Source organism: Pseudomonas sp. ATCC 13867 (assembly GCF_000349845.1).
In the GTDB taxonomy this organism is placed as follows: Bacteria; Pseudomonadota; Gammaproteobacteria; order Pseudomonadales; family Pseudomonadaceae; genus Pseudomonas.
In genome coordinates, this window is sequence record NC_020829.1 from 1471289 (window position 1) to 1491666 (window position 20378).

At 66.3% G+C, this 20378-nt stretch carries 19 protein-coding genes; 9 read left to right on the forward strand and 10 right to left on the reverse strand.

The genetic code is table 11. The features are described from left to right. The first annotated feature begins 5 nt into the window (after positions 1 to 5). The 6 genes from lepB to pdxJ all read left to right on the forward strand — a co-directional run bounded on the left by lepB (position 6) and on the right by pdxJ (position 4530). Positions 6 to 860 (forward strand): signal peptidase I, encoded by an 855-nt coding sequence (gene lepB / locus H681_RS06725; RefSeq protein ID WP_015476092.1) that lies wholly within the window; start codon positions 6 to 8, stop codon positions 858 to 860. Positions 861 to 1003: 143 nt separating this feature from the next. Continuing rightward, complete coding sequence (locus tag H681_RS06730) at positions 1004 to 1381, forward strand: DUF4845 domain-containing protein (protein WP_015476093.1); 378 nt, start codon at positions 1004 to 1006, stop codon at positions 1379 to 1381. Continuing rightward, positions 1378 to 2067 carry a ribonuclease III gene (gene rnc, locus H681_RS06735; RefSeq protein ID WP_015476094.1) on the forward strand — a complete coding sequence of 230 codons (690 nt, stop codon included), beginning with the start codon at positions 1378 to 1380 and terminating at the stop codon, positions 2065 to 2067. The genes H681_RS06730 and rnc overlap by 4 nt, the downstream gene beginning before the upstream one ends. Continuing rightward, entirely contained in the window at positions 2060 to 3001 is a 942-nt protein-coding gene (gene era / locus H681_RS06740; protein ID WP_015476095.1) for a GTPase Era, read from the forward strand. The genes rnc and era overlap by 8 nt, the downstream gene beginning before the upstream one ends. 88 nt (positions 3002 to 3089) lie before the next feature. Then, complete coding sequence (recO, locus tag H681_RS06745) at positions 3090 to 3794, forward strand: DNA repair protein RecO (protein ID WP_015476096.1); 705 nt, start codon at positions 3090 to 3092, stop codon at positions 3792 to 3794. Further along, positions 3787 to 4530 (forward strand): pyridoxine 5'-phosphate synthase, encoded by a 744-nt coding sequence (gene pdxJ, locus H681_RS06750; protein WP_015476097.1) that lies wholly within the window; start codon positions 3787 to 3789, stop codon positions 4528 to 4530. The genes recO and pdxJ overlap by 8 nt, the downstream gene beginning before the upstream one ends. 98 nt (positions 4531 to 4628) lie before the next feature. Here the strand turns inward: pdxJ and cmoB are convergent, their stop codons facing one another. The 8 genes from cmoB to H681_RS06790 all read right to left on the reverse strand — a co-directional run bounded on the left by cmoB (position 4629) and on the right by H681_RS06790 (position 12598). Further along, positions 4629 to 5597 carry a tRNA 5-methoxyuridine(34)/uridine 5-oxyacetic acid(34) synthase CmoB gene (cmoB, locus tag H681_RS06755; protein WP_015476098.1) on the reverse strand — a complete coding sequence of 323 codons (969 nt, stop codon included), beginning with the start codon at positions 5595 to 5597 and terminating at the stop codon, positions 4629 to 4631. Continuing rightward, positions 5594 to 6334 (reverse strand): carboxy-S-adenosyl-L-methionine synthase CmoA, encoded by a 741-nt coding sequence (gene cmoA, locus H681_RS06760; protein WP_015476099.1) that lies wholly within the window; start codon positions 6332 to 6334, stop codon positions 5594 to 5596. The genes cmoB and cmoA overlap by 4 nt, the downstream gene beginning before the upstream one ends. Before the next feature lie 113 nt (positions 6335 to 6447). Beyond that, positions 6448 to 7020: a hypothetical protein gene (locus tag H681_RS06765; protein ID WP_041711791.1), complete on the reverse strand. Its 573-nt coding sequence runs from the start codon at positions 7018 to 7020 to the stop codon at positions 6448 to 6450. Between the two features lie 87 nt (positions 7021 to 7107). Next, positions 7108 to 7857 carry a substrate-binding periplasmic protein gene (locus H681_RS06770; RefSeq protein ID WP_015476101.1) on the reverse strand — a complete coding sequence of 250 codons (750 nt, stop codon included), beginning with the start codon at positions 7855 to 7857 and terminating at the stop codon, positions 7108 to 7110. 1 nt (position 7858) lies between these two features. Further along, the gene (locus tag H681_RS06775; protein ID WP_015476102.1) at positions 7859 to 8533 is read right to left on the reverse strand and encodes a lysoplasmalogenase; all 675 of its coding nucleotides are present in this window, start codon (positions 8531 to 8533) and stop codon (positions 7859 to 7861) included. A gap of 114 nt (positions 8534 to 8647) precedes the next feature. After that, the gene (locus tag H681_RS06780) at positions 8648 to 9043 is read right to left on the reverse strand and encodes a protease inhibitor I42 family protein (RefSeq protein ID WP_015476103.1); all 396 of its coding nucleotides are present in this window, start codon (positions 9041 to 9043) and stop codon (positions 8648 to 8650) included. A 243-nt stretch (positions 9044 to 9286) separates the two neighbouring features. Further along, a complete protein-coding gene (gene lon, locus H681_RS06785; RefSeq protein ID WP_015476104.1) occupies positions 9287 to 11686 on the reverse strand; it encodes an endopeptidase La in 2400 nt (799 codons plus the stop codon). Positions 11687 to 11791: 105 nt separating this feature from the next. After that, positions 11792 to 12598, reverse strand: coding sequence for an AraC family transcriptional regulator (locus H681_RS06790; RefSeq protein ID WP_015476105.1), 807 nt, complete (start codon positions 12596 to 12598; stop codon positions 11792 to 11794). Positions 12599 to 12682: 84 nt separating this feature from the next. Between H681_RS06790 and H681_RS06795 the strand changes: the two genes are divergently transcribed. Beyond that, the gene (locus H681_RS06795) at positions 12683 to 13546 is read left to right on the forward strand and encodes an ATP-binding protein (RefSeq protein ID WP_015476106.1); all 864 of its coding nucleotides are present in this window, start codon (positions 12683 to 12685) and stop codon (positions 13544 to 13546) included. A 4-nt stretch (positions 13547 to 13550) separates the two neighbouring features. On the opposite strand, the gene H681_RS06800 is transcribed toward H681_RS06795, so the two are convergent. Further along, positions 13551 to 15599 carry a TonB-dependent receptor gene (locus H681_RS06800; RefSeq protein ID WP_015476107.1) on the reverse strand — a complete coding sequence of 683 codons (2049 nt, stop codon included), beginning with the start codon at positions 15597 to 15599 and terminating at the stop codon, positions 13551 to 13553. Positions 15600 to 15849: 250 nt separating this feature from the next. On the opposite strand from H681_RS06800, the gene H681_RS06805 reads away from it, so the two are divergent. Then, a complete protein-coding gene (locus H681_RS06805; protein WP_015476108.1) occupies positions 15850 to 16599 on the forward strand; it encodes an AraC family transcriptional regulator in 750 nt (249 codons plus the stop codon). Between the two features lie 788 nt (positions 16600 to 17387). Beyond that, the gene (gene putP, locus H681_RS06810; RefSeq protein ID WP_015476109.1) at positions 17388 to 18905 is read left to right on the forward strand and encodes a sodium/proline symporter PutP; all 1518 of its coding nucleotides are present in this window, start codon (positions 17388 to 17390) and stop codon (positions 18903 to 18905) included. A 162-nt stretch (positions 18906 to 19067) separates the two neighbouring features. Here putP and H681_RS06815 read toward each other — a convergent pair whose 3' ends face one another. Next, positions 19068 to 20264: a sugar transporter gene (locus H681_RS06815; protein WP_015476110.1), complete on the reverse strand. Its 1197-nt coding sequence runs from the start codon at positions 20262 to 20264 to the stop codon at positions 19068 to 19070. Between the last annotated feature and the right edge of the window lie 114 nt (positions 20265 to 20378).

Consider the following 20378-nt stretch of genomic DNA (forward strand, 5'->3'; position numbering starts at 1 on the left):
ACCCTATGACACTGAATTTCCCGCTGTTGCTGGTGATCGCCGTTGCTGTGTGCGGCGTTCTTGCCCTGGTGGACCTGGTGCTGTTCGCACCGCGCCGCCGGGCGGCCATTTCCGCCTATGAAGGCACGGTCAGCGAGCCTGATCCGGAAGTGCTGGAAAAACTGAACAAGGAACCGGTGCTGGTCGAGTACGGCAAGTCCTTCTTCCCCGTACTGTTCATCGTGCTGGTGCTGCGTTCCTTCCTGGTCGAGCCGTTCCAGATTCCGTCCGGCTCGATGAAGCCTACCCTGGAAGTGGGTGACTTCATCCTGGTCAACAAGTTTGCCTACGGAATCCGCTTGCCGGTGCTGGACACCAAGGTGATCCCGGTGGGCGATCCGCAGCGCGGCGATGTCATGGTGTTCCGCTACCCGAGCGACCCGAACATCAACTACATCAAGCGTGTGATCGGCGTTCCCGGCGATACCATCCGCTACACCAGCGACAAGCGTCTCTACGTCAACGACCAACTGGTGGCCGAGAGACTGATGGGCGAGGAGCCGGGCAGCCTGGGCAGCGTGACGCTGTACAAGGAAAAACTGGGCGACGTCGAGCACCTGATCCGCAAGGAAATGACCCGCTACCGCATCGAGCCGGGCCGGCAGTGGAAAGTGCCGGCCGAGCATTACTTCATGATGGGCGACAACCGCGACAACTCCAACGACAGTCGCTACTGGAACGACCCGAAGATTCCGAAGAACCTGCTGGGCATGGTTCCGGACCGCAATATCGTCGGCAAGGCGTTCGCGGTCTGGATGAGCTGGCCTGAGCCGAAACAGCGCAACCTGCCGAATTTCTCGCGAGTGGGCGTGATCCACTAAAGTTGTGAGACGTTCGAAGCCTTCGGGTGGCGAACAGTGCTAGAACCCGGGCGGGGCTGCACGCGGGGAGCGAGGCAGCCCCGCTTGCACTTGAACCCGCCGCGATTGGCGGACAATAAGAACGATACCGACATGAGGTCGATATGAAGTACGCACGTTCGCAGAAGGGCCTGTCGCTGCTGAGCTGGCTGGTGGTACTCGCCGTTGTGGCGTTCCTGGCCAGCACGGCGTTCAAGATCATCCCGCATTACCTGGACTACTACGCCATCGAGAAGGCCATCACTTCGGTGGAAACCGACAAGGCGGCCGAAGTGCGTAGCGTTCCAGAGTTCTACGCTTACGTGAGCAAGGCGCTGATGCTCAACAACATCCGCGACCTCAAGTTGGAAGATGCCCTGGACGTGCAACTCGAGAACAACGAGTTCCGCGCCCACCTGAAATACGAAAAACGCGAGCCACTGGTGCAGAACATTGATCTGGTGGTCAACTTCGACAAAGAATTCCGTGTACGAATGCCGTGAGTAACAGTCTGGATCGACTCGAGCGCAAGCTTGGCTATACCTTTCGCGACCAGGACCTGATGGTCCTGGCGCTGACCCATCGCAGTTTCGCCGGGCGCAACAACGAGCGCCTGGAGTTCCTGGGTGACGCCATCCTCAACTTCGTCATCGGCGAAGCCCTGTTCAACCACTTTCCCCAAGCCCGCGAAGGCCAGTTGTCACGCCTGCGCGCGCGCCTGGTGAAAGGCGAAACCCTGGCCCTGCTGGCCCGTGGTTTCGAGTTGGGCGACTACCTGCGTCTGGGCTCCGGCGAGCTGAAGAGCGGCGGTTTCCGCCGCGAGTCGATCCTGGCCGATGCGATGGAGGCGCTGATCGGCGCCATCTACCTGGACACCGGCATGGATTCCGCCCGCGAGCGGATCATGGCCTGGCTCGGCCCGCAGCTGCGTGAGCTGACCCCGGTGGACACCAACAAGGATCCCAAGACCCGCCTGCAGGAGTTCCTGCAATCGCGCGGGTGCGAGTTGCCGCGTTACGACGTGGTGGATATCCAGGGCGAGCCGCATTGCCGCACCTTCTTCGTCGAGTGCGAGGTTGCCCTGCTGAACGACAAGACCCACGGTCACGGCGGCAGCCGCCGCATCGCCGAGCAGGTGGCCGCCGCCGCCGCGCTGGCAGCCCTGGGCGTGGAGAATGGCCATGAGTGAGCACGAGCAAGACCAGCACGACCGATCCGAGCACGATGAAGCAGGCGCCGTTCGTTGCGGCTACGTCGCCATCGTCGGCCGCCCCAACGTGGGCAAGTCGACCCTGCTCAACCACATCCTCGGGCAGAAGCTGGCGATCACCTCGCGCAAGCCGCAGACCACCCGCCACACCCTGCTGGGCATCAAGACCGAGGGTGACGTGCAGGCGGTCTACGTCGATACTCCCGGCCTGCACAAGGACAACGACAAGGCGCTCAACCGCTACATGAACCGTTCGGCCAGCGCCGCGCTGAAGGACGTCGACGTGGTGATCTTCGTCGTCGACCGCAACCGCTGGACCGACGAAGACCAGATGGTCTACGACAAGGTCAAGTACGTGAGCTGCCCGGTCCTGCTGGCGGTGAACAAGGTCGACCGCATGGACGACAAGGGCGAGCTGCTGCCGCACCTGCAATGGCTGGCCGAGCAACTGCCCAACGCCGAAGTCGTGCCGATTTCTGCCCAGCACGGGCAGAACCTGGATATTCTCGAGGGTCTGGTCGCCGAGCGCCTGCCCGAGTGCGAACACTTCTTCCCGGAAGACCAGATCACCGACCGCAGCAGCCGTTTCCTCGCCGCCGAGCTGGTGCGTGAGAAGATCATGCGCCAGCTGGGCGCCGAGCTGCCGTACCAGGTCACCGTGGAGATCGAAGAGTTCAAGCAGGACGGCCCGATCCTGCATATCCACGCACTGATCCTGGTGGAACGTGACGGCCAGAAGAAGATCATCATCGGCGAGAAGGGCGAGCGGATCAAAAGCATCGGCCAGAACGCCCGCAAGGACATGGAGGTGCTGTTCGACTCCAAGGTCATGCTCAACCTCTGGGTGAAAGTGAAGGGTGGCTGGTCCGACGACGAGCGCGCGCTGCGTTCGCTGGGCTACGGCGACCTCTGACCTGCACTGCCCCGCGAGCCTTCGCGGGGCCCATCCTTCGGGCGCCCGAGTGCGCCTGCCTCCCGACTCCCACTCCAGGCGCAGCGCCATGAGCCTCGCTTCTACTGCCCAAGCCGCCTTCGTCCTGCACAGCCGCCCCTACAAGGAAACCAGCGCGCTGGTGGATTTCCTTACGCCCCAGGGCCGGCTGCGGGCCGTATTGCGCGGTGCGCGGGGCAAGGCCGGGGCGCTGGCGCGGCCCTTCGTGCCGCTGGAGGCCGAGTTTCGCGGACGCAGCGACCTGAAGAACGTCGTACGCCTGGAAGCCAACGGCATTCCCAACCTGCTCAGTGGCGAAGCGCTGTTCAGCGGCCTGTACCTCAACGAGCTGATGATCCGCCTGTTGCCGGCGGAAGACCCGCATCCCGCGCTGTTCGACCATTACCGAGCGACCCTGCCGCTGCTGGCCGCCGGGCGGCCGCTGGAGCCGCTGTTGCGAGCCTTCGAATGGCGGCTGCTGGACGAGCTGGGCTATGGTTTCTCCCTGGACAGCGATATCGTCGGCCAACCGGTGGCTCCCGAGGGTCTCTACCGATTGCTGCCGGACTCGGGCCTCGAGCCGGTCGGCAGCCTGCAGCCGGGGCTGTTCCACGGCGCCGACCTGCTGGCGATGGCCGAGGCCGATTGGAGCGCGCCGGGGGCCCTGGCGGCAGCCAAACGTCTGATGCGCCAGGCCCTGGCACCCCATCTTGGCGGCCGACCGTTGGTCAGCCGCGAGTTATTCATGAATCGCAAGGACAACTCCCGTGACTGAAGCCAACCGTATTCTGCTGGGTGTGAACATCGACCACGTCGCCACCCTGCGCCAGGCCCGTGGCACCCGCTACCCCGACCCGGTGAAAGCCGCGCTGGACGCCGAGGAAGCCGGTGCCGACGGCATCACCGTGCACCTGCGCGAGGATCGCCGGCACATCCAGGACCGCGACGTACGCGTGCTCGCCGAAGTGCTGCAGACCCGCATGAACTTCGAGATGGGCGTCACCGAAGAGATGATGGCTTTTGCCGAGATCATCCGCCCGGTCCACGTCTGCCTGGTGCCGGAAACCCGCCAGGAACTGACCACCGAGGGTGGGCTGGACGTCGCCGGGCAGGAGGTGCGCATCCGCGCGGCAGTGCAGCGCCTGTTCGCCGCGGGCTGTGAGGTATCGCTGTTCATCGACCCGGACCCGCGCCAGATCGAAGCCTCCGCGCGGATTGGTGCGCCGGCCATCGAGCTGCACACCGGCCGTTATGCCGACGCCCACAACCCGGCCGAAGCCGCCCATGAGCTGGCGCGCATTCGCGATGGCGTGGAGTTCGGCCTGTCCCACGGCCTGATCGTCAATGCCGGCCACGGCCTGCATTACCACAACGCCGAGCCGGTGGCGGCGATTGCCGGGATCAACGAGCTGAACATTGGCCATGCCATCGTTGCCCACGCGCTGTTCGTGGGCTTCAAGCAGGCGGTTGCCGAGATGAAGGCGCTGATCGTGGCGGCGGCGAATCGCTGATTCGCCGAGGTTCGCGAGCAAGCTCGCTCCTACGAAGCGCGGTGCCGTGGTGGCCGGCTGACGTGTAGGAGCGAGCTTGCTCGCGAACCCGACGCAACCTAGGGCTTGCGCGCCACCAGCGTGGCGCGCAGCGGCGCCGGCAGGCCTTCGAGGGTGCGGCTGTGGTCGTCCGGGTCGAGGAAGTCCGGCAGCGACTGGTAGCGCATCCACTCGGTGGCGCGTTGCTCTTCCACCGAGGTACGGCTGATGTCCACGCTGCGCACCTCGGTGAAGCCTGCGCGGCGCAGCCACAGCTCCAGCGCCGGCACCGACGGCAGGAACCACACGTTGCGCATCTGCGCGTAACGGTCCTCGGGCACCAGCACGGTGTTCACGTCGCCGTCCACCACCAGGGTTTCCAGCACCAGTTCGCCGCCACGACGCAGGCAGTCCTTGAGCGCCAGCAGGTGGTCGATGGGCGAGCGGCGATGGTAGAGCACACCCATCGAGAACACGCTGTCGAAGCCTTCCAGCTTTTCCGGCAGGTCTTCCAGGGCGAAGGGCAGGTGCCAGGCCGGCAGGTCCGGCAGGTAGCGCTTCATGGCGAGGAACTGGCAGAAGAACAGCCAGTTCGGGTCCACGCCGACCACGCTGCGCGCGCCGGCGCCGAGCATGCGCCACTGGTAGTAGCCGTTGCCGCAGCCGACGTCGAGGACGCGTTTGCCGACCAGGTCGATGTGCGGCGAGACGCGCGCCCACTTCCAGTCCGAGCGCCATTCGGTGTCGATATGCACGCCGAACAGGTTGAACGGCCCCTTGCGCCACGGGATCAGCCCTTGCAGGGCGAGCTTGAGCTGTGCGCGGGTGTCCTCGTCACAGTCGCCTTCGAGGTTGAAGCGCTCGCGCAACTCGACGGCGGCGGCTTGCAGCGGCGGCAGGCGGTCCACCGCGGTCAGCCAGCGTTCGAGGTCGCCGTGGCCATCCTCGACCTTGCTGGCCAGTTGCGCGGGCAGCGAGGCGGCCCAGGATTCCAGTGGCGTGCCAGCCAGTTCAAGGCGCAGGCGGCCCAAGTCGAAGCGTTCGATCATGGCAGGGCAATCAGGGAGGCGAAGTTGAGGCACTGGAACCAGGGCACGACCTTGGAAAAACCGGCGGCCAGCAGGCGCTCGCGGTGGGTATCCAGGGTGTCGGGGCGCATGACGTTCTCGATGGCGGTGCGTTTCTGGGCGATTTCCAGTTCGCTGTAGCCATTGGCGCGCTTGAAGTCGATGTGCAGGTCGGTGAGCAGCTCGTGCTCCTGCTCGTCGGCGAAGCGCAGTTTTTCCGAGAGGATCAGCGCGCCGCCGGGCAGCAGGGCGCTGTGCAGGCGGGTGAGCAGATCCAGGCGCTGTTCGGGGGCGATGAACTGCAGGGTGAAGTTCAGCGCGATCAGCGAGCAGGGCTTGAGGTCCAGCTTGAGGATGTCCGCCTCGATCAGTTCGACCGGCAGCAGTTCCTGGTGCATGGCGTCCTGGGCGCGCAGGTATTCGCCGCAGCGCTCGATCATCGGCGCGGAGTTGTCCACGCCGATGACACGGCAGCCCTCGGTCTTCACGTGGCGGCGCAGCGCCTGGGTCACGGCGCCCAGCGAGCAGCCGAGGTCGTAGAGCACGCTGTTCGGGGCGGCGAAGCGCGCGCCGAGCACACCGATGTTCTCGACGATGGTGGGGTAGCCCGGCACCGATCGCTTGATCATGTCCGGGAAGACTCGCACCACGTCCTCGTTGAAGGTGAAGTCGGGAACCTGGGTTTGCGGCTGGGCGAAGATGCGGTCGGATTCGCTCACGCTGGATGGGGCCTCGTTACGCTGAACAGGCAACAGGACGCGGCGCGCCCGGTTTGCCGGGGCGCGCATTGTAGCCGAGGCGCCGGGCGCGCCCAAGCTTCAGCCGATAAGGGTCACTTGAGCTGGTCGGAGAAGTATTCGCCGGCGCCCTGCAGCGGGCCGAGCGGGTTCTTCTTGTCTTCCCGGCGGCGGATGTTCGGCTCGCCGTTGCTGGTCTTGTGCACCACCACGTCGTCGATCAGCACGAACACCGGGCGGAACGACCAGCCCTGGACTTCACGGCGCTTGCGGAAGTTGAAAATGTCGGCCCAGAAGCTGCCGACCCGCTGGCTGTCGGTCTTGCTGAAGTCGAAGGCATAGCCGACGCAGCGATCCTTCGCCTGCAGGCAGGTGATCAGGCCGTCGGGCAGGTAGTCGATGGGAATGTTGGGTTGCACGAACATCAGCCGCACATCGATGAACGAGAGCATCTTGGCGTTGCCCTGGGACAACGGGTCGAAGCCCAGCGCATAGAGCTGCGAGCGGGTGGTTTTCCCGGTATCGACCTGGTTGAAGCGGCTCTGTGCATCCTGATAGTCCAGGAAAGGCGACTGCACTTCCGCACGTTCGCTGGGCAGCAGGCTGCCACAGGCGGAGAGCATCAGGCCTGCTCCCAGCAACATCATCGAGCGAACTACTGCACGCATGGAAGCTCCCCTTCTCGCAGTCTCTTGTCATTGATCTATAGCCGAAGGCTAACCGCTGTGCCGGACTTTTCTCACGCCCTGGGAAGCCTACTCCACAGCCACTCCGTATCCCTGCATCACCGCCTTCCACTGGTCGTTCCGGCGAAACTCGCGCAGGCCGTCGTCGAGCTCGGCCAGGCGCTCCTTGAGCGACTCCAGGCGAGGGTTGAGGGCGACGTACATGGGACGTTTATCGGCAAGCTGTCCGGCTGCTCGAACCCGCTCGGACAGGCGGTGGCGGTGGAGATAGTGTTCAACGATCCGGCTGTCTTCAAGCAACACGCTGATGCGGCCGAGCAGCAGCTTCTGGATGTTGCGCTCCAGTACCCGCTCGCCGCTGAGGACCTGCACCTGGTCGTGATCGTCCAGGTGGCTGTCGCGCCAGGCGTCCAGCTGCGCGCCGTAGGAATAGCCCTGGGCAAGGCCGATGGACTGGTCGTCCAGCGACGCCGGTCCCTGGTAGTGCCATTGGCTGTCGGCGCGGGTGTAGAAGCGCATGGTCACCCAGCCGATGGGCTCGTCGCCGATGGCGAGGTTTTCCGACTCCTCCGGATAGGCGCCGACCACGCCGTCCACCAGGCCTTCGCGGGCCATCTGCAGGGCGCGCGGCCAGGGCAGGGGCTCGAAGATCGGTGGCTGGTTCAGGATGCGGGACAGGGCTTCGAGCAGGTAACCGGGCTTGTCCGGGTTGTCCGGGCAGATGTAGGGGCACCAGTCGTCGCCGGCCAGGCGCAGCGGCTCGGCACTGGCGATCAGTGCGCTGCACAGGAGCAGAGCCGCTACGGCGAAATGCAGCATGTCAGACTCGGGTAGTGGGTTGTCCCGAGGAGTATGGCAGAGCCAGGTGACGACTTGTGACCGAGGCCGCGATACCGAACTGGCCCAGCCAGTAGGTGAGCATGATGGCGTAGGAGGAGCCGTCGAAGGCGCCGACGAATCGGCTGATACCGATCATCGCGTCGGAGCTGACGAACAGCAGGGCGCCGACGGCGGCGAGGTTGCGGCTGGCGGCGGGCAGGTCGTTCCGGCCGAGGCGGGCGAGGGCGCGCCAGAGCATGCAACTGATGGTCAGGCTGTACAGCGCGATTGGCAGCAGCAGCGGACCCAGGCCCCGGCTGTAGAGCAGGGCGAACAGCCCGCCACCGATCAGGCCGGCGAACAGCAGGCCTGTCGGCGCCAGGCGGCGGGTATCGGCGAGGTAGGCCAGCAGGTAGGCCAGGTGCGCCAGCAGGAAGGCGGCGAGTCCGGGGACGAAGGCGTTGAGCGGCCATTCCAGCAGGATGTCGCCGAGCATCGACAGCACCAGGCCTGTCGCGATCCAGCGCCGGTAGGCGTCGGCCGGTGTGCTCAGCACCCAGAACAGCAGCGCGAGGACCGGCAGCGGCTTGCACAGCATGCGCAAGGGCGGCAGGTCGAAGGTGACGGCGAGCAGGTAGGCGACGGCGCCACCGAATGCCAGAAATGCCCAGCGCATGGGGTTCCCTCCCGTGGAAATGTGTGTCCACTGTGCCGCAATGCACCGCGCCGCCACAGGCCTGTGGCGTCAGCGCGAGCGGCTTATGGCGCCGGGCGGTCAGCGCGCGGCGATCTACTTGACGGCGATGGGGCAGACGAAGGTCTGCGCAGGCGCGACTTCCGCTTCCCAGGGGCGGCGGTAGGCCAGTTCCAGCTTGTCCTCGCCGGTGCCGGTCACGCGGAAGCGCCAGGTGGATTCGCCGGCACTGCCGACCAGGCCTGCATCTTCGGGGTTGCTGTAGACCTCGGGGCCCAGGCTGCGCAGCAGGCCATTGGCGGCATTGCGCATTTCCCAACGGAACCCGGTGGTGGGGTTGCTTGGCAGGATCAGCACCAGCTCCTGGCCTTCGCGCAGCTTCAGGGGGTTGCAGTCACTGGCGTCTTCCAGGGTGACCACGGGTTTGGACTGCCCGGCGCAGCCGGCGAGCAGGGCCAGGGAGAGGGGGAGCAACAGGCGGTACGACGGCATGGCGACTCCTGGGGTGGGAACCAGACTGGGCCGCAGGATAGCGCAATCGGACAAAGAGGGAAGACTGCGGGCGGGTTGCTCTTTCGTAGGAGCGAGCTTGCTCGCGAACGGAGTTTCCCTGTGGCACCGGTGTTGGGCGGTTCGCGAGCAAGCTCGCTCCTACAGGGGATCATCCGGTGGCGAGGGTTCGGTGGCGGGCACGGTAGGGCGCATAACGTCGAACGTTATACGCCCTACGCTCCGTCAGCCCGGGAACAGCACCTTGGCCACATCGCCATAACGCTTGGCGAAATGCACGGTGATGTCTTCCTTGAGGTACTCCGGCAGTTCCTCGAAGTCGCCACGGTTGGCTTCCGGCAGGATCAGCTCATGGATCTTCTGCCGACGCGCGGCGATGACCTTCTCGCGCACGCCGCCAATCGGCAGCACCTGGCCAGTGAGGGTCAGCTCGCCGGTCATGGCCACGCCCTTTTTCGGCGCCTGGTTGCGCGCCAGGGACAGCAGGGCGCTGGCCATCGTGACGCCGGCGCTGGGGCCGTCCTTGGGCGTGGCGCCCTCGGGTACGTGCAGGTGGACGAAGGCCTGGTCGAAGAAGCCGGCATCGCCGCCGTACTGCTTCAGGTGCGAGCTGATGTAGCTGTAGGCGATCTCCGCCGACTCCTTCATCACGTCGCCCAACTGGCCGGTGAGCTTGAAGCCGCGGTTCAGCGTGTGGATGCGCGTCGCCTCGATGGGCAGGGTCGCGCCGCCCATGCTGGTCCAGGCCAGGCCGGTGATCACGCCGATGCCGGAGAGCACCTGCTCGGTGCGGAACACCGGCATGCCGAGGTAGTCCTCCAGGTCCTTGGCGCCGATCTTCACCACCGACTCCGGGTCTTCGAGCAACTTCACCACCGACTTGCGCACCAGCTTGCCGAGGACTTTCTCCAGCTGGCGCACTCCGGCCTCGCGGGCGTAGCCCTCGATCACCGCGCGCAGGGCGGCGTCGTTGATCGACAGGCGGCTCTTCGGCACGCCGGCCTTCTCCAACTGCTTGGGCCACAGGTGGCGCTTGGCGATGGCCAGTTTTTCCTCGCCGATGTAGCCGGAGAGGCGGATCACTTCCATCCGGTCGAGCAGCGGGCCGGGGATCGCGTCCAGGGTGTTGGCGGTGCAGACGAACAGCACCTTGGACAGGTCCAGGCGCAGGTCCAGGTAATGGTCGAGGAACTCGACGTTCTGCTCCGGATCCAGCGTCTCCAGCAGCGCCGAGGCCGGATCGCCCTGGTAGCTGCTGCCGAGCTTGTCGATCTCGTCGAGCATGATCACCGGGTTCATCACCTGCACTTCCTTGAGCGCCTGCACCAGCTTGCCGGGCAGGGCGCCGATGTAGGTGCGGCGGTGGCCCTTGATCTCCGCCTCGTCGCGCATGCCGCCGACGCTGAAGCGGTAGAACGGCCGCCCCAGGCTCTCGGCGATGGACTTGCCGATGCTGGTCTTGCCTACGCCGGGCGGGCCCACCAGCAGTACGATGGAGCCGGCGATCTCGCCCTTGAAGGCGCCCACGGCGAGGAACTCGAGGATGCGGTCCTTCACGTCGTCGAGGCCCGCGTGGTACTTGTCGAGCACCTTGCGCGCGTGTTTCAGGTCGAGCTTGTCGGTGCCCAGCAACCCCCAGGGCAGCGAGGTGGCCCAGTCCAGGTAGTTGCGGGTGACGGCGTACTCGGGCGAGCCGGTCTCCAGGATCGACAGCTTGTTCAGCTCCTCGTCGATGCGCTTCTTCGCCTGTTCGGGGAGGACCTTGCCCGCCAGGCGGGCGCGGAACTCGTCGGAGTCGGCGCTCTTGTCGTCCTTGGTGATGCCCAGCTCCTGCTGGATGATCTTCAACTGCTCCTTGAGGAAGAACTCGCGCTGGCGCTCGCCGATCTTGCGGTTGACCTCGGCGGACAGCTCCTTCTGCAGGCGCGCGACTTCCACTTCCTTGCGCAGCAGCGGCAGCACCTTCTCCATGCGCTTGAGAATCGGCACGGTGTCCAGCACGCCCTGCAGCTCGGTGCCGGGCGCGGTGGTCAGCGCGGCGGCGAAGTCGGTCAGCGGCGACGGATCATTCGGGTTGAAGCGGTTGAGATAGTTCTTCAGCTCTTCGCTGTACAGCGGGTTGAGCGGCAGCAACTCCTTGATCGCGTTGATCAGGGCCATGCCGTAGGCCTTCACCTCGTCGCTCGGGTCGCTGGGCGTGTGCGGGTAGTCCACTTCCACCAGGAACGGCGGGCGATGGCGCTTGATCCAGCCACGGATACGCACCCGCGCCAGGCCCTGGGCGACGAACTGCAGCTTGCCGCCCTCGCGGCTGGCGTGGTGCACGCGCACCAGGGTGCCGTGCTCGGGCAGGCTGTTGGGGTCGAAGTGGCGCGGGTCTTCCGGCGGGTTGTCCATGAAGAACAGCGCCAGCGAGTGGTGTTCGGTCTTGGCCACCAGCTCGAGGGTTTCCGCCCACGGCTCTTCGTTGACGATCACCGGCAGCACCTGCGCTGGGAAGAACGGTCGATTGTGGATCGGAATGACGTAGACCGTGGTCGGCAGGTTCTGCCCCGGCAACACCAGCCCGGTGTTGCTGACCTCTTCGGCGCTATGGATATCGTGAATCTCGTCGTGGTCGCTCATGAGGCACCTGACTGATTGAACATGACAGTCTAGATGGGGAAATCGGCACGGGGTTTCAATCCCATGCTTGGCGATGAGTGTCGAATGGATGTTGCAGGAAATTGCTTACGAACGTATTAGCGGCCGTGGCCGCAGGAAATCGCTGGGTGGCCGGCCGAACTGGCGGCTGAACATGGCGCTGAAGGCGCTGGGCGTGCTGTAGCCCACTTCCAGCGCCACGCTCAGCACGCTGTCGCCCAGGGCCAGGCGCTCCAGCGCCGCCAGCAGCCGCGCCTGCTGGCGCCATTGGCCGAACGTCAGCCCGGTTTCGCGGAGGAACCAGCGTTGCACCGTCTTGCTGTCGACGTTCGCCTGGCGCGCCCAGTCGGCGAGGCCGGCATGTTCACCGGGCTGGTGCTGGATAGCCTGGCACAGCGTGCGCAGGCGTGGGTGTGCCGGCAGGGGCAGGTGCAGCGGAAGCACGGGTTCTTCGCGCAATTCATCGAGCAGCAGGCCGAGGACGCGGCCGTCTCGGGAGTTCGGCGTTACCTCACCGCTGATCGTCAGCGCCGCGAGGATCAGTTCGCGCAACAGCGGCGAGACTGCCAGCACGCAGCAATTCCGCGGCAGGTGCGGGGCGCTGTCCGGTTCCACGTAGAGGGTGCGCACCTGCACGTCGCCGACCATGCGCGTCCAGTGCTCGACGCCGGCGGGTATCCACAGGCCACGGTTGTCCGGCACCACCCACTGGCCGCTGGCGCTACCCACCACCAGCACGCCGCGCACGGCGTACAGCAGCTGCGCGCGGCGATGGCTGTGGGCCGGCACTTGGTGGCCGTCGGGGAAGTCCAGGGCGACGGCAGCGACCGGGCTGGCCGCGCGCTCGTCGCCGTGATCCAGCTCGGCCTCGACAGGGATGTCCTTTTTACGCATCTGGCTGCCTATTTATCGTTAGACGCCCACTTTCCCCCATCGCTAGGCTGCTGAACAGTCCCCATCTGCTTCGATGATCCCGCCATGAACGACATGTCCATTATCGCCGAACAACTGGCTCGTATCGCCCGGTTGCTCGAACAATCCCTGCCACCGCGCCCCGAACTGGTGCTGGAGGAGGGCGCCATCGCCCATCTGTGGGAATACCGCCAGGGCCAGCCGCGCCTGGTGCCGGTGCGCGAGCCGGCGCTGATCGCCTTTGGCGACCTGCGCAACGTCGACCGGCAGAAAGGGCTGATCGAACAGAACACCCGCCAGTTCGTCGCCGGCCGTCCGGCCAACAACGTGCTGCTGACCGGCGCGCGCGGAACCGGCAAGAGTTCGCTGGTGAAAGCCTGCCTGCATGCTTTCCAGGCCGAAGGGCTGCGCCTGATCGAGGTGGACAAGGAGCACCTGGCCGACCTACCGCAGATCATCGACCTGCTGCGTCATCGCCCGGAGCGCTTCATCCTGTTCTGCGACGACCTCTCCTTCGAGGACGGCGAGACCGGCTACAAGGGCCTGAAGACGGTACTCGACGGCTCGGTGGCCGGGCAGTCCGGCAACGTGCTGATCTACGCCACCTCTAACCGCCGCCACCTGCTGGCCGAGCGCGCCGAGGACAATCTGGCCTTCCAGCGTAGCGAGAGCGGCGAGCTGCATCCCGGCGAGGCGGTGGAGGAGAAGGTCTCGCTCTCCGAGCGTTTCGGCCTGTGGATATCTTTCTATGCCTTCAGCCAGGAGCAGTACCTGGAAACGGTCGCCCGCTGGCTGGAGTACCACGGCCTGGGCGGCGTGCGGCAGGACGGCTGGGAACAGGCGGCGATCCGCTGGGCGACCCATCGCGGGTCGCGGTCCGGGCGGATCGCCGCGCAGTTCGCCCGGGATTACGCCGGGCGTCGGCCCTAGATCGTCAGAAGGCGACTCTCACGCCGGCCTGGATACCACGCCCACCGGCCGGTACGCTGTCGCGCAGGATCGAGCTGGCGTAGCGCACGGTCTGGTCGGTGAGGTTCTCGCCCTTGACGAAGGCCAGCCAGCGGCTGTCGCCCAGGTCGAAGCTATAGCCGAGGCTGGCGCCGAGGGTGGTGTAGCCGTCGGTGCGCAGCTCGTTCTCCGGCACGCGGTTCTGGTCGGCGGCGTATTCCACTTCCAGCCGCGCCTGCCATTGCTGCAGCTCCCACAGTAGCGCGCTGTTCAGGCGCAGCGGGGCGATGCGCGGCAGGGCTTCGCCGGTGTCCTTGTTCTTGGCGCGGGTGTAGTCGCCGGAGAGCTCCAGGTCGAAGCGGCCGTAGGGGCTGTCCAGCAGGTGGATGCGGTCCTGCGCCTCGACGCCATAGAAGTCCGCCTTCACGCCGCTGTAGAGGTATTCGGGCAGCGCCTCGTCGTCGCCGGCGTCCACCACCGCGCCTTCCTCGTCGCGATAGCGTCCGCTGGCCAGCAGGCCGATGTAGTTGGAGAAGCGGCTGTAGAACACGCCGACGCTGCCCTTGTGGCGGCCGCTGTCGAAGCGCAGGGCGAGGTCGGTGGAGACGGCCTTTTCCTTGCTCGCGTCGGCGTCGCCCACTTCATAGGTGCCGGTGGCGGCATGGGCGCCGTTGGCGTACAGCTCGTAGAAGGTCGGCGCGCGCTCGGTGTAGGCCAGGGTGGCGGCCAGCGACCAGATCGGCGTCAGGGTGTAGACCGCACCGGTGGACAGGCTGCCGGCGGTGAAGCTGCGCGAGCCGTCGTTCTCGGCGAAGCGCTCGTTGTCCTTGGCGTTCGGGTCGATGCGGGTGTGTTCCGCGCGACCGCCGAGGTTCAGGGCGAGACGTTCGCTGGCCTGCCAGTTCTCCAGGAAGAACAGCGCGGCGCTGTCGGTCTCGGTGTGCGGCACGAAGGCTTCTTCGCCCAGTGCCGAGAAGCGGCTGTTGGCGACCTGCGCGCCGACCACGCCGTCCAGCGGACCGATGGGCTTGTGCCGCGCCTCGATGCGCGCTTCGTACCCGTCATTCTTGAAGGTGGTGCCGGTCTCGCCGTCCGCGATTTCCTTGTGCTGGTACTCGGTGTAGGCGGCGTCCAGCTTCACCGAACTGAAGGGGCCGTCGAGGTCGCGGATTTCCGAGGCGAAGGCGTAGCGGTCCTGCTGCATCTTCAGGCGCACGTCGTCTTCGGCGGGCGAGCCGTAGTTGCTGTCGTAGCCGCTGTAGGACAGGCCGGCATAGCCGTGGTCCCAGTGGTAGCTGCCGCCGATGGCGCCGCTGTCCTGGCGGCCGTCGCTGTTATCGACGCGATGCTTGCGCTCGTCTCCGTCGATTGCGCGCTGGCGGCTGGAGTGGGCATAGCCTGGGATGCGCAGGTCGTTGAACTCGCGGGAGCCGGCGTCCAGGTGCAGGGCGAAGTTGCCGTCGCCGGCTTCCAGCGCGCCGGCGGCGCTGCGGGTGGTGTCCGAGCCGCCGTAGCGCAGCTCGCCCTGGCCGTGGATGCCGTCCACCGGTTCGCTGGGGATGCGGTTGTCGAAGCTGTTGACCACGCCGCCAATGGCGTTGCCGCCGTAGAGCAGGGCGGCCGGGCCGCGGACCACCTCGATGCGCTCGACCACGTTGGGATCTTCCGGCACGGCGTGGTCATAGGACAGCGAGGAAGCGTCCAGCGCGCCCACGCCATTGCGCAGCAGGCGGATGCGGTCGCCGTCCATGCCGCGGATCACCGGGCGGCTGGCGCCGGGGCCGAACCAGGTGGAGGACACGCCGGGCGTGCCGTTGAGGGTTTCGCCCAGGCTGCCTTTCTGCCGCAGGGTCAGCTCGTCGCCCTGCAGGACGCTGCTGGGCGCGGCGGGGGAGCTATCGCCCAGCGGGTTAGCGGTGATCACCTGGGGCTCCAGTTCGGTGGGGGCGGCATCCGCCAGCGACGGCGTGCCGGCGCACAGGGCCAGGCCCAGCGGTGCTAGACGCCAGCGCGGGCGGGAAAGGGATGGGGGCATGACGAACTCCTGGTTTTTCTTCTGGCAAAGCGAACCCCTCCCTCGTGGTCAGGGATGCGCCAGGCGGCGGGGAAGGGCAAAGTGGAAATGTGTTATTTGTTATAACATAACATATCTGTTGGTTAGCAATATTTTCCGGCTTAGAGGCTTTGGTGCTTGCGTGTCTTTGGAGTTGCGCCTGGTTGCACCTGGGTACTGGGCAGGCCTGGCCGAATCCCGTACCATGCTCAAAATTTGATCAGTTCGTGCCATGTTCGAAACCCGTCTCGCTCGCCTGTCCGACCAAGCCCATCACCACGCCCACGGCCATCACCAGTTGGTGATGTCGCTCAGTGGCCGCGCGGAGTTCGAGGTCGATGGCCGGGGCGGCGAGGTCTGCCGGATGCGCGCCTGCCTGGTGCCGGGGGATGTCGACCACGAGTTCGCCGGCCTGGGCGACAACCGCATGCTGATTGTCGATCTCGACGAAGCCGGCACCGGCGAACAGGATCGCGACCTGCTGGCGCGCCTGTTCGAGGCGCCGCGCTATCCGACCCTGGATGCCGATTTCCAGAACCTGCTCAGCTACGCCGGCGCCGAAATCGCCCGTTACGGCAACGATCCGCTGCTGGCCCGAGCGCTGGGTGGCGTCCTGCTGCGGGCGTTGCACCTTCGCCTGTTCGGTGAGGACCAGGCGCCGCGCAGCGGTCCGTTGGACCTGGAGCGGCTGGATACCTACATCGGCGAGCACCTGGCCCGGCGCATCACGGTGGCGGAGTTGGCGCAGGTCGCCTGCCTCAGCCCCAGCCAGTTCCATGCGCAGTTCAAGGACCGGATTGGCCTCACGCCCCACCAGTACCTGCTGCGCCAGCGCCTGGATCGCGCGGCGCGCCTGCTGCGCGAAAGCGACCTGCCGCTGGTGCGGGTGGCGGGGGAGTGCGGCTTCTCCAGCCAGAGCGCGCTGACCACCACCATGCGCCGTTACCTGGGCTTGACCCCGGGCAGCCTGCGCCGCCGCTGAGTTCGCCCGCCTGCACTGCCGGTATAGCTGACCAAATGGTCAGTGATTTCCGGCGCGGGCCGGAGTCTTTTGCAAGAACTCCAGAGTTTTCGGCAAGAAATTCGTTGGGTGCAACCCATAGAGTCCGCCAACCGCGTTGCAGGTGTTCCTAGGTGCAACCCGGTCAAGATCAAGAACAACATCCAGTCCGATACGCGGGAGGGGCAATATGCCCATCACCGGTTCTGTCTTCGCCTGCGGCGCGCTTCCTGGCGCCCGCGCCAGCTCCGCCACGGCCCGGCCCACGACGCCCGCCCGTGGCCTTGTGCCGTCGTCGGTCGGACTGGTGCAACCGACTTCCCCGCTTTCTGTACAATCCGCGCCTTCGCGCGCCGGCCACCCCTTGCCGCCTCTCATGGCGCGCGTGAGCACAGTTCTGATCGATCGCCCTAGCCGCCACGGCAAGCCGCGTATCATGCGGCCCGTGGGCTTTCGGCGGATCATGGGCGCCAGACCCGGCGCCTGACGGATCGCCGGGCAATGCCCGGTCATGCCGCCCGCACTTCGCCCCATCGGCGAAGGTGGACGGAAGGTCGCCGTGGTGAGACGGCGGCCGCAGGAATGCGCCGGCAAGGACGACGGCGGGCCTGCGACGGGATGCGTAGCGGTTCGGTGCCACCTGGCGCCACGCGCACCTCGGCTTGCTGGAGGGCAAGCGCTAACCGGTCGGCGCCAACCGCGCCGGCTGCCAGTCAAGGGCCCGCGTTACCCAGCGGGCCTGGATAAAAACAAGCTGTAGGGGAGTCCCCATGAGCGTCAACACGCCAACCCTGATCACCTTCGTGATCTACATCGCGGCTATGGTTCTGATCGGCTTGGCCGCCTATCGTTCGACCAACAACTTCTCCGACTACATCCTCGGTGGCCGCAGTCTCGGCAGCTTCGTCACCGCGCTGTCGGCCGGCGCCTCGGACATGAGCGGCTGGCTGCTGATGGGCCTGCCGGGCGCCATCTACCTGTCGGGTATCTCGGAAAGCTGGATCGCCATCGGCCTGATCTGCGGCGCCTACCTGAACTGGCTGTTCGTCGCCGGCCGCCTGCGCGTGCACACCGAGCACAACGGCAACGCCCTGACCCTGCCGGACTACTTCAGCACCCGCTTCGAGGACAACAGCCGCATCCTGCGGGTGATTTCCGCGCTGGTGATCCTGGTGTTCTTCACCATCTACTGCGCCTCCGGCATCGTCGCCGGCGCCCGCCTGTTCGAAAGCACCTTCGGCATGTCCTACGAGACCGCGCTGTGGGCCGGTGCCGCCGCGACCATCGCCTACACCTTCGTCGGTGGCTTCCTGGCGGTGAGCTGGACCGACACCGTGCAGGCCTCGCTGATGATCTTCGCGCTGATCCTCACGCCGGTCTTCGTGCTGCTCGCCACCGGCGGTATCGATCCGGCCTTCGCCGCCATCGAGCTGAAGGACGCCGCCAACTTCGACATGTTCAAGGGCGCCTCCTTCGTCGGCGTGATTTCGCTGATGGCCTGGGGCCTGGGTTACTTCGGCCAGCCGCACATCCTGGCGCGCTTCATGGCCGCCGATTCGGTCAAGTCGATCCCGGCTGCCCGCCGCATCTCCATGACCTGGATGATCCTCTGCCTGGGCGGCGCCGTGGCCGTCGGCTTCTTCGGCATCGCCTACTTCCAGGCGCACCCGGAGCAGGCTGGCGCCGTGGGCGAGAACCATGAGCGCATCTTCATCGAGCTGGCGAAGATCCTCTTCAACCCGTGGATCGCCGGCGTGCTGCTGTCCGCCATTCTCGCCGCGGTGATGAGCACCCTGAGCTGCCAGTTGCTGGTGTGCTCCTCGGCACTGACCGAAGACTTCTACAAGGCCTTCCTGCGCAAGAGCGCCAGCCAGGTCGAGCTGGTGTGGGTCGGTCGCGCCATGGTGCTGCTGGTGGCGCTGATCGCCATCGCCCTGGCCGCCAACCCGGACAACCGCGTACTGGGCCTGGTGTCCTACGCCTGGGCCGGCTTCGGCGCCGCCTTCGGTCCGCTGGTGCTGTTCTCCGTGCTGTGGAAGGGCATGACCCGCAACGGTGCGCTGGCCGGCATCGTCGTCGGTGCGGTCACCGTGATCGTCTGGAAGCAGTTCGGCTGGCTCGGCCTGTACGAGATCATTCCGGGCTTCATCTTCTCCAGCGTTTCCATCGTGGTGTTCAGCCTGCTCGGCTCCGCGCCGTCCAAGGCGATGATCCAGCGTTTCGAGGCCGCCGAGGCCGAGTACGCGGAAGCGCATCTGCCGGAGGGTTCGTCGGCCGCCAGCCGTTGATCCTTCGCTGAATGAGAAAGGCCGCGCTCCCGGAAGGGAGGCGCGGCCTTTTTCGTTTGGGTCTCTTCGTAGGAGCTTGCTCGCGAACGGGGATCGCAGCGGGGCGGGGTCGCGAGCAATAACGATGGCGTCCCCCTCGCTCCTACAGGTTTCGCTGATGCGTCAGTGCGAAGCGTGGCCACCGCTGAGCGCCGCCGCATAGCGCCAGCAGGCGAACAGGCACAGCAGCAGGCCGACCACCGCCAGCGCGCCGCCGACATGGCCGATCCACTGCAGCCCCGCGCCCGCCGCCACACGGCTGCCGAGCAGCGCTCCGCCGCCGATGCCGACGTTGTACAGGCCGGAGAACATCGCCATCGCCACGTCGGTGGCGTCATGGGCCAGTTGCAGCACCTTGGCCTGCAGCGCCAGGCCGAAGCAGAGAATCGCCGCGCCCCAGAACAGGCTCAGGACCAGCAGCGCGGTGGACGAGCGCGCCAGCGGCAGGAGCAGCAACAGGCAGGCGCCGAGCACGGCGATGGCTGTGCAGGGGAAGGCACGCGGGAAACGCTCGCTGTAGCGGCTGAAGAGGATCGAGCCGAACACCCCGGCGCCGCCGAACAGCAGCAGGAGCAGGGTGGTCTTCTGGCTGTCCAGCGCGGCGACCTCGCGGGCGAACGGTTCGATGTAGCTGTAGGCGGTGAACTGCGCGGTGATCACCAGTACGGTGAGCGCGTACATCGACACCAGCGCCGGACGGCGCAGCAGCAGCGGCAGGCTGCGCAGGGAGCCGGAGTTCTGGCTCGGCAGCAGCGGCAGCGAGCGCGCCAGCCAGAGCACCACCACCACCGACACCCCGGCGATGGCGAGGAAGGTCGTGCGCCAGCCCAGCGCCTCGCCCAGCACGCGCCCCAGCGGAATGCCCAGCACCATCGCCAGGATGGTGCCGGTGGCGAGCAGGCCAAGGGCTTTCGCCTGCTGTCCTGGCGGCGCCACGCGGACCGCCAGCGAGGCGGTGATCGACCAGAACACCGCGTGGGCGAAGGCGATGCCGAAGCGGCTGAGCATCAGCACGGTGAAGTTCCAGGCGACGCCCGAGAGCAGGTGGCTGCCGATGAACAGGCAGAAGATCACCACCAGCAGGCGGCGGCGTTCCATGTTGCGGGTCAGCAGCATCAGCGGCAGCGAAGTGAGGGAAACCACCCAGGCGTAGAGGGTGAGCATCAGCCCGGTCTGTTCCGGGCGCATGTCGAAGCTCTTGCCGATGTCGCTGAGCAGGCCCACCGGAACGAACTCGGTGGTATTGAAGATGAAGGCGGCAAGGGCCAGGGCGATGACGCTCAGCCAACTGCCGGTGTGGGTGTGTTGCGCGGTGTTCATGGGAATCCTGAGGTGAAGTGGGGCTCAGGCCGTGCCGTGGAATCACGCAGGAGGCGTGTCCCTGGCAAAGAAGAATTGTTGTTGCGGCAGGCGTAATTCTACCCACGGGTTGCC

What these genes read in the sequence shown, in the direction of transcription:
- putP (WP_015476109.1), top strand. Translation starts at nt 17,388, where the DNA reads ATGAGCGTCAACACGCCAACCCTGATCACCTTCGTGATCTACATCGCG.
- H681_RS06795 (WP_015476106.1), top strand. Translation starts at nt 12,683, where the DNA reads ATGAACGACATGTCCATTATCGCCGAACAACTGGCTCGTATCGCCCGG.
- lepB (WP_015476092.1), top strand. Translation starts at nt 6, where the DNA reads ATGACACTGAATTTCCCGCTGTTGCTGGTGATCGCCGTTGCTGTGTGC.
- H681_RS06770 (WP_015476101.1), bottom strand. Translation starts at nt 7,857, where the DNA reads ATGCTGCATTTCGCCGTAGCGGCTCTGCTCCTGTGCAGCGCACTGATC.
- H681_RS06805 (WP_015476108.1), top strand. Translation starts at nt 15,850, where the DNA reads ATGTTCGAAACCCGTCTCGCTCGCCTGTCCGACCAAGCCCATCACCAC.
- H681_RS06730 (WP_015476093.1), top strand. Translation starts at nt 1,004, where the DNA reads ATGAAGTACGCACGTTCGCAGAAGGGCCTGTCGCTGCTGAGCTGGCTG.
- recO (WP_015476096.1), top strand. Translation starts at nt 3,090, where the DNA reads ATGAGCCTCGCTTCTACTGCCCAAGCCGCCTTCGTCCTGCACAGCCGC.
- H681_RS06815 (WP_015476110.1), bottom strand. Translation starts at nt 20,264, where the DNA reads ATGAACACCGCGCAACACACCCACACCGGCAGTTGGCTGAGCGTCATC.
- lon (WP_015476104.1), bottom strand. Translation starts at nt 11,686, where the DNA reads ATGAGCGACCACGACGAGATTCACGATATCCATAGCGCCGAAGAGGTC.
- cmoB (WP_015476098.1), bottom strand. Translation starts at nt 5,597, where the DNA reads ATGATCGAACGCTTCGACTTGGGCCGCCTGCGCCTTGAACTGGCTGGC.
- H681_RS06765 (WP_041711791.1), bottom strand. Translation starts at nt 7,020, where the DNA reads ATGCGTGCAGTAGTTCGCTCGATGATGTTGCTGGGAGCAGGCCTGATG.
- era (WP_015476095.1), top strand. Translation starts at nt 2,060, where the DNA reads ATGAGTGAGCACGAGCAAGACCAGCACGACCGATCCGAGCACGATGAA.
- H681_RS06780 (WP_015476103.1), bottom strand. Translation starts at nt 9,043, where the DNA reads ATGCCGTCGTACCGCCTGTTGCTCCCCCTCTCCCTGGCCCTGCTCGCC.
- H681_RS06800 (WP_015476107.1), bottom strand. Translation starts at nt 15,599, where the DNA reads ATGCCCCCATCCCTTTCCCGCCCGCGCTGGCGTCTAGCACCGCTGGGC.
- H681_RS06775 (WP_015476102.1), bottom strand. Translation starts at nt 8,533, where the DNA reads ATGCGCTGGGCATTTCTGGCATTCGGTGGCGCCGTCGCCTACCTGCTC.
- H681_RS06790 (WP_015476105.1), bottom strand. Translation starts at nt 12,598, where the DNA reads ATGCGTAAAAAGGACATCCCTGTCGAGGCCGAGCTGGATCACGGCGAC.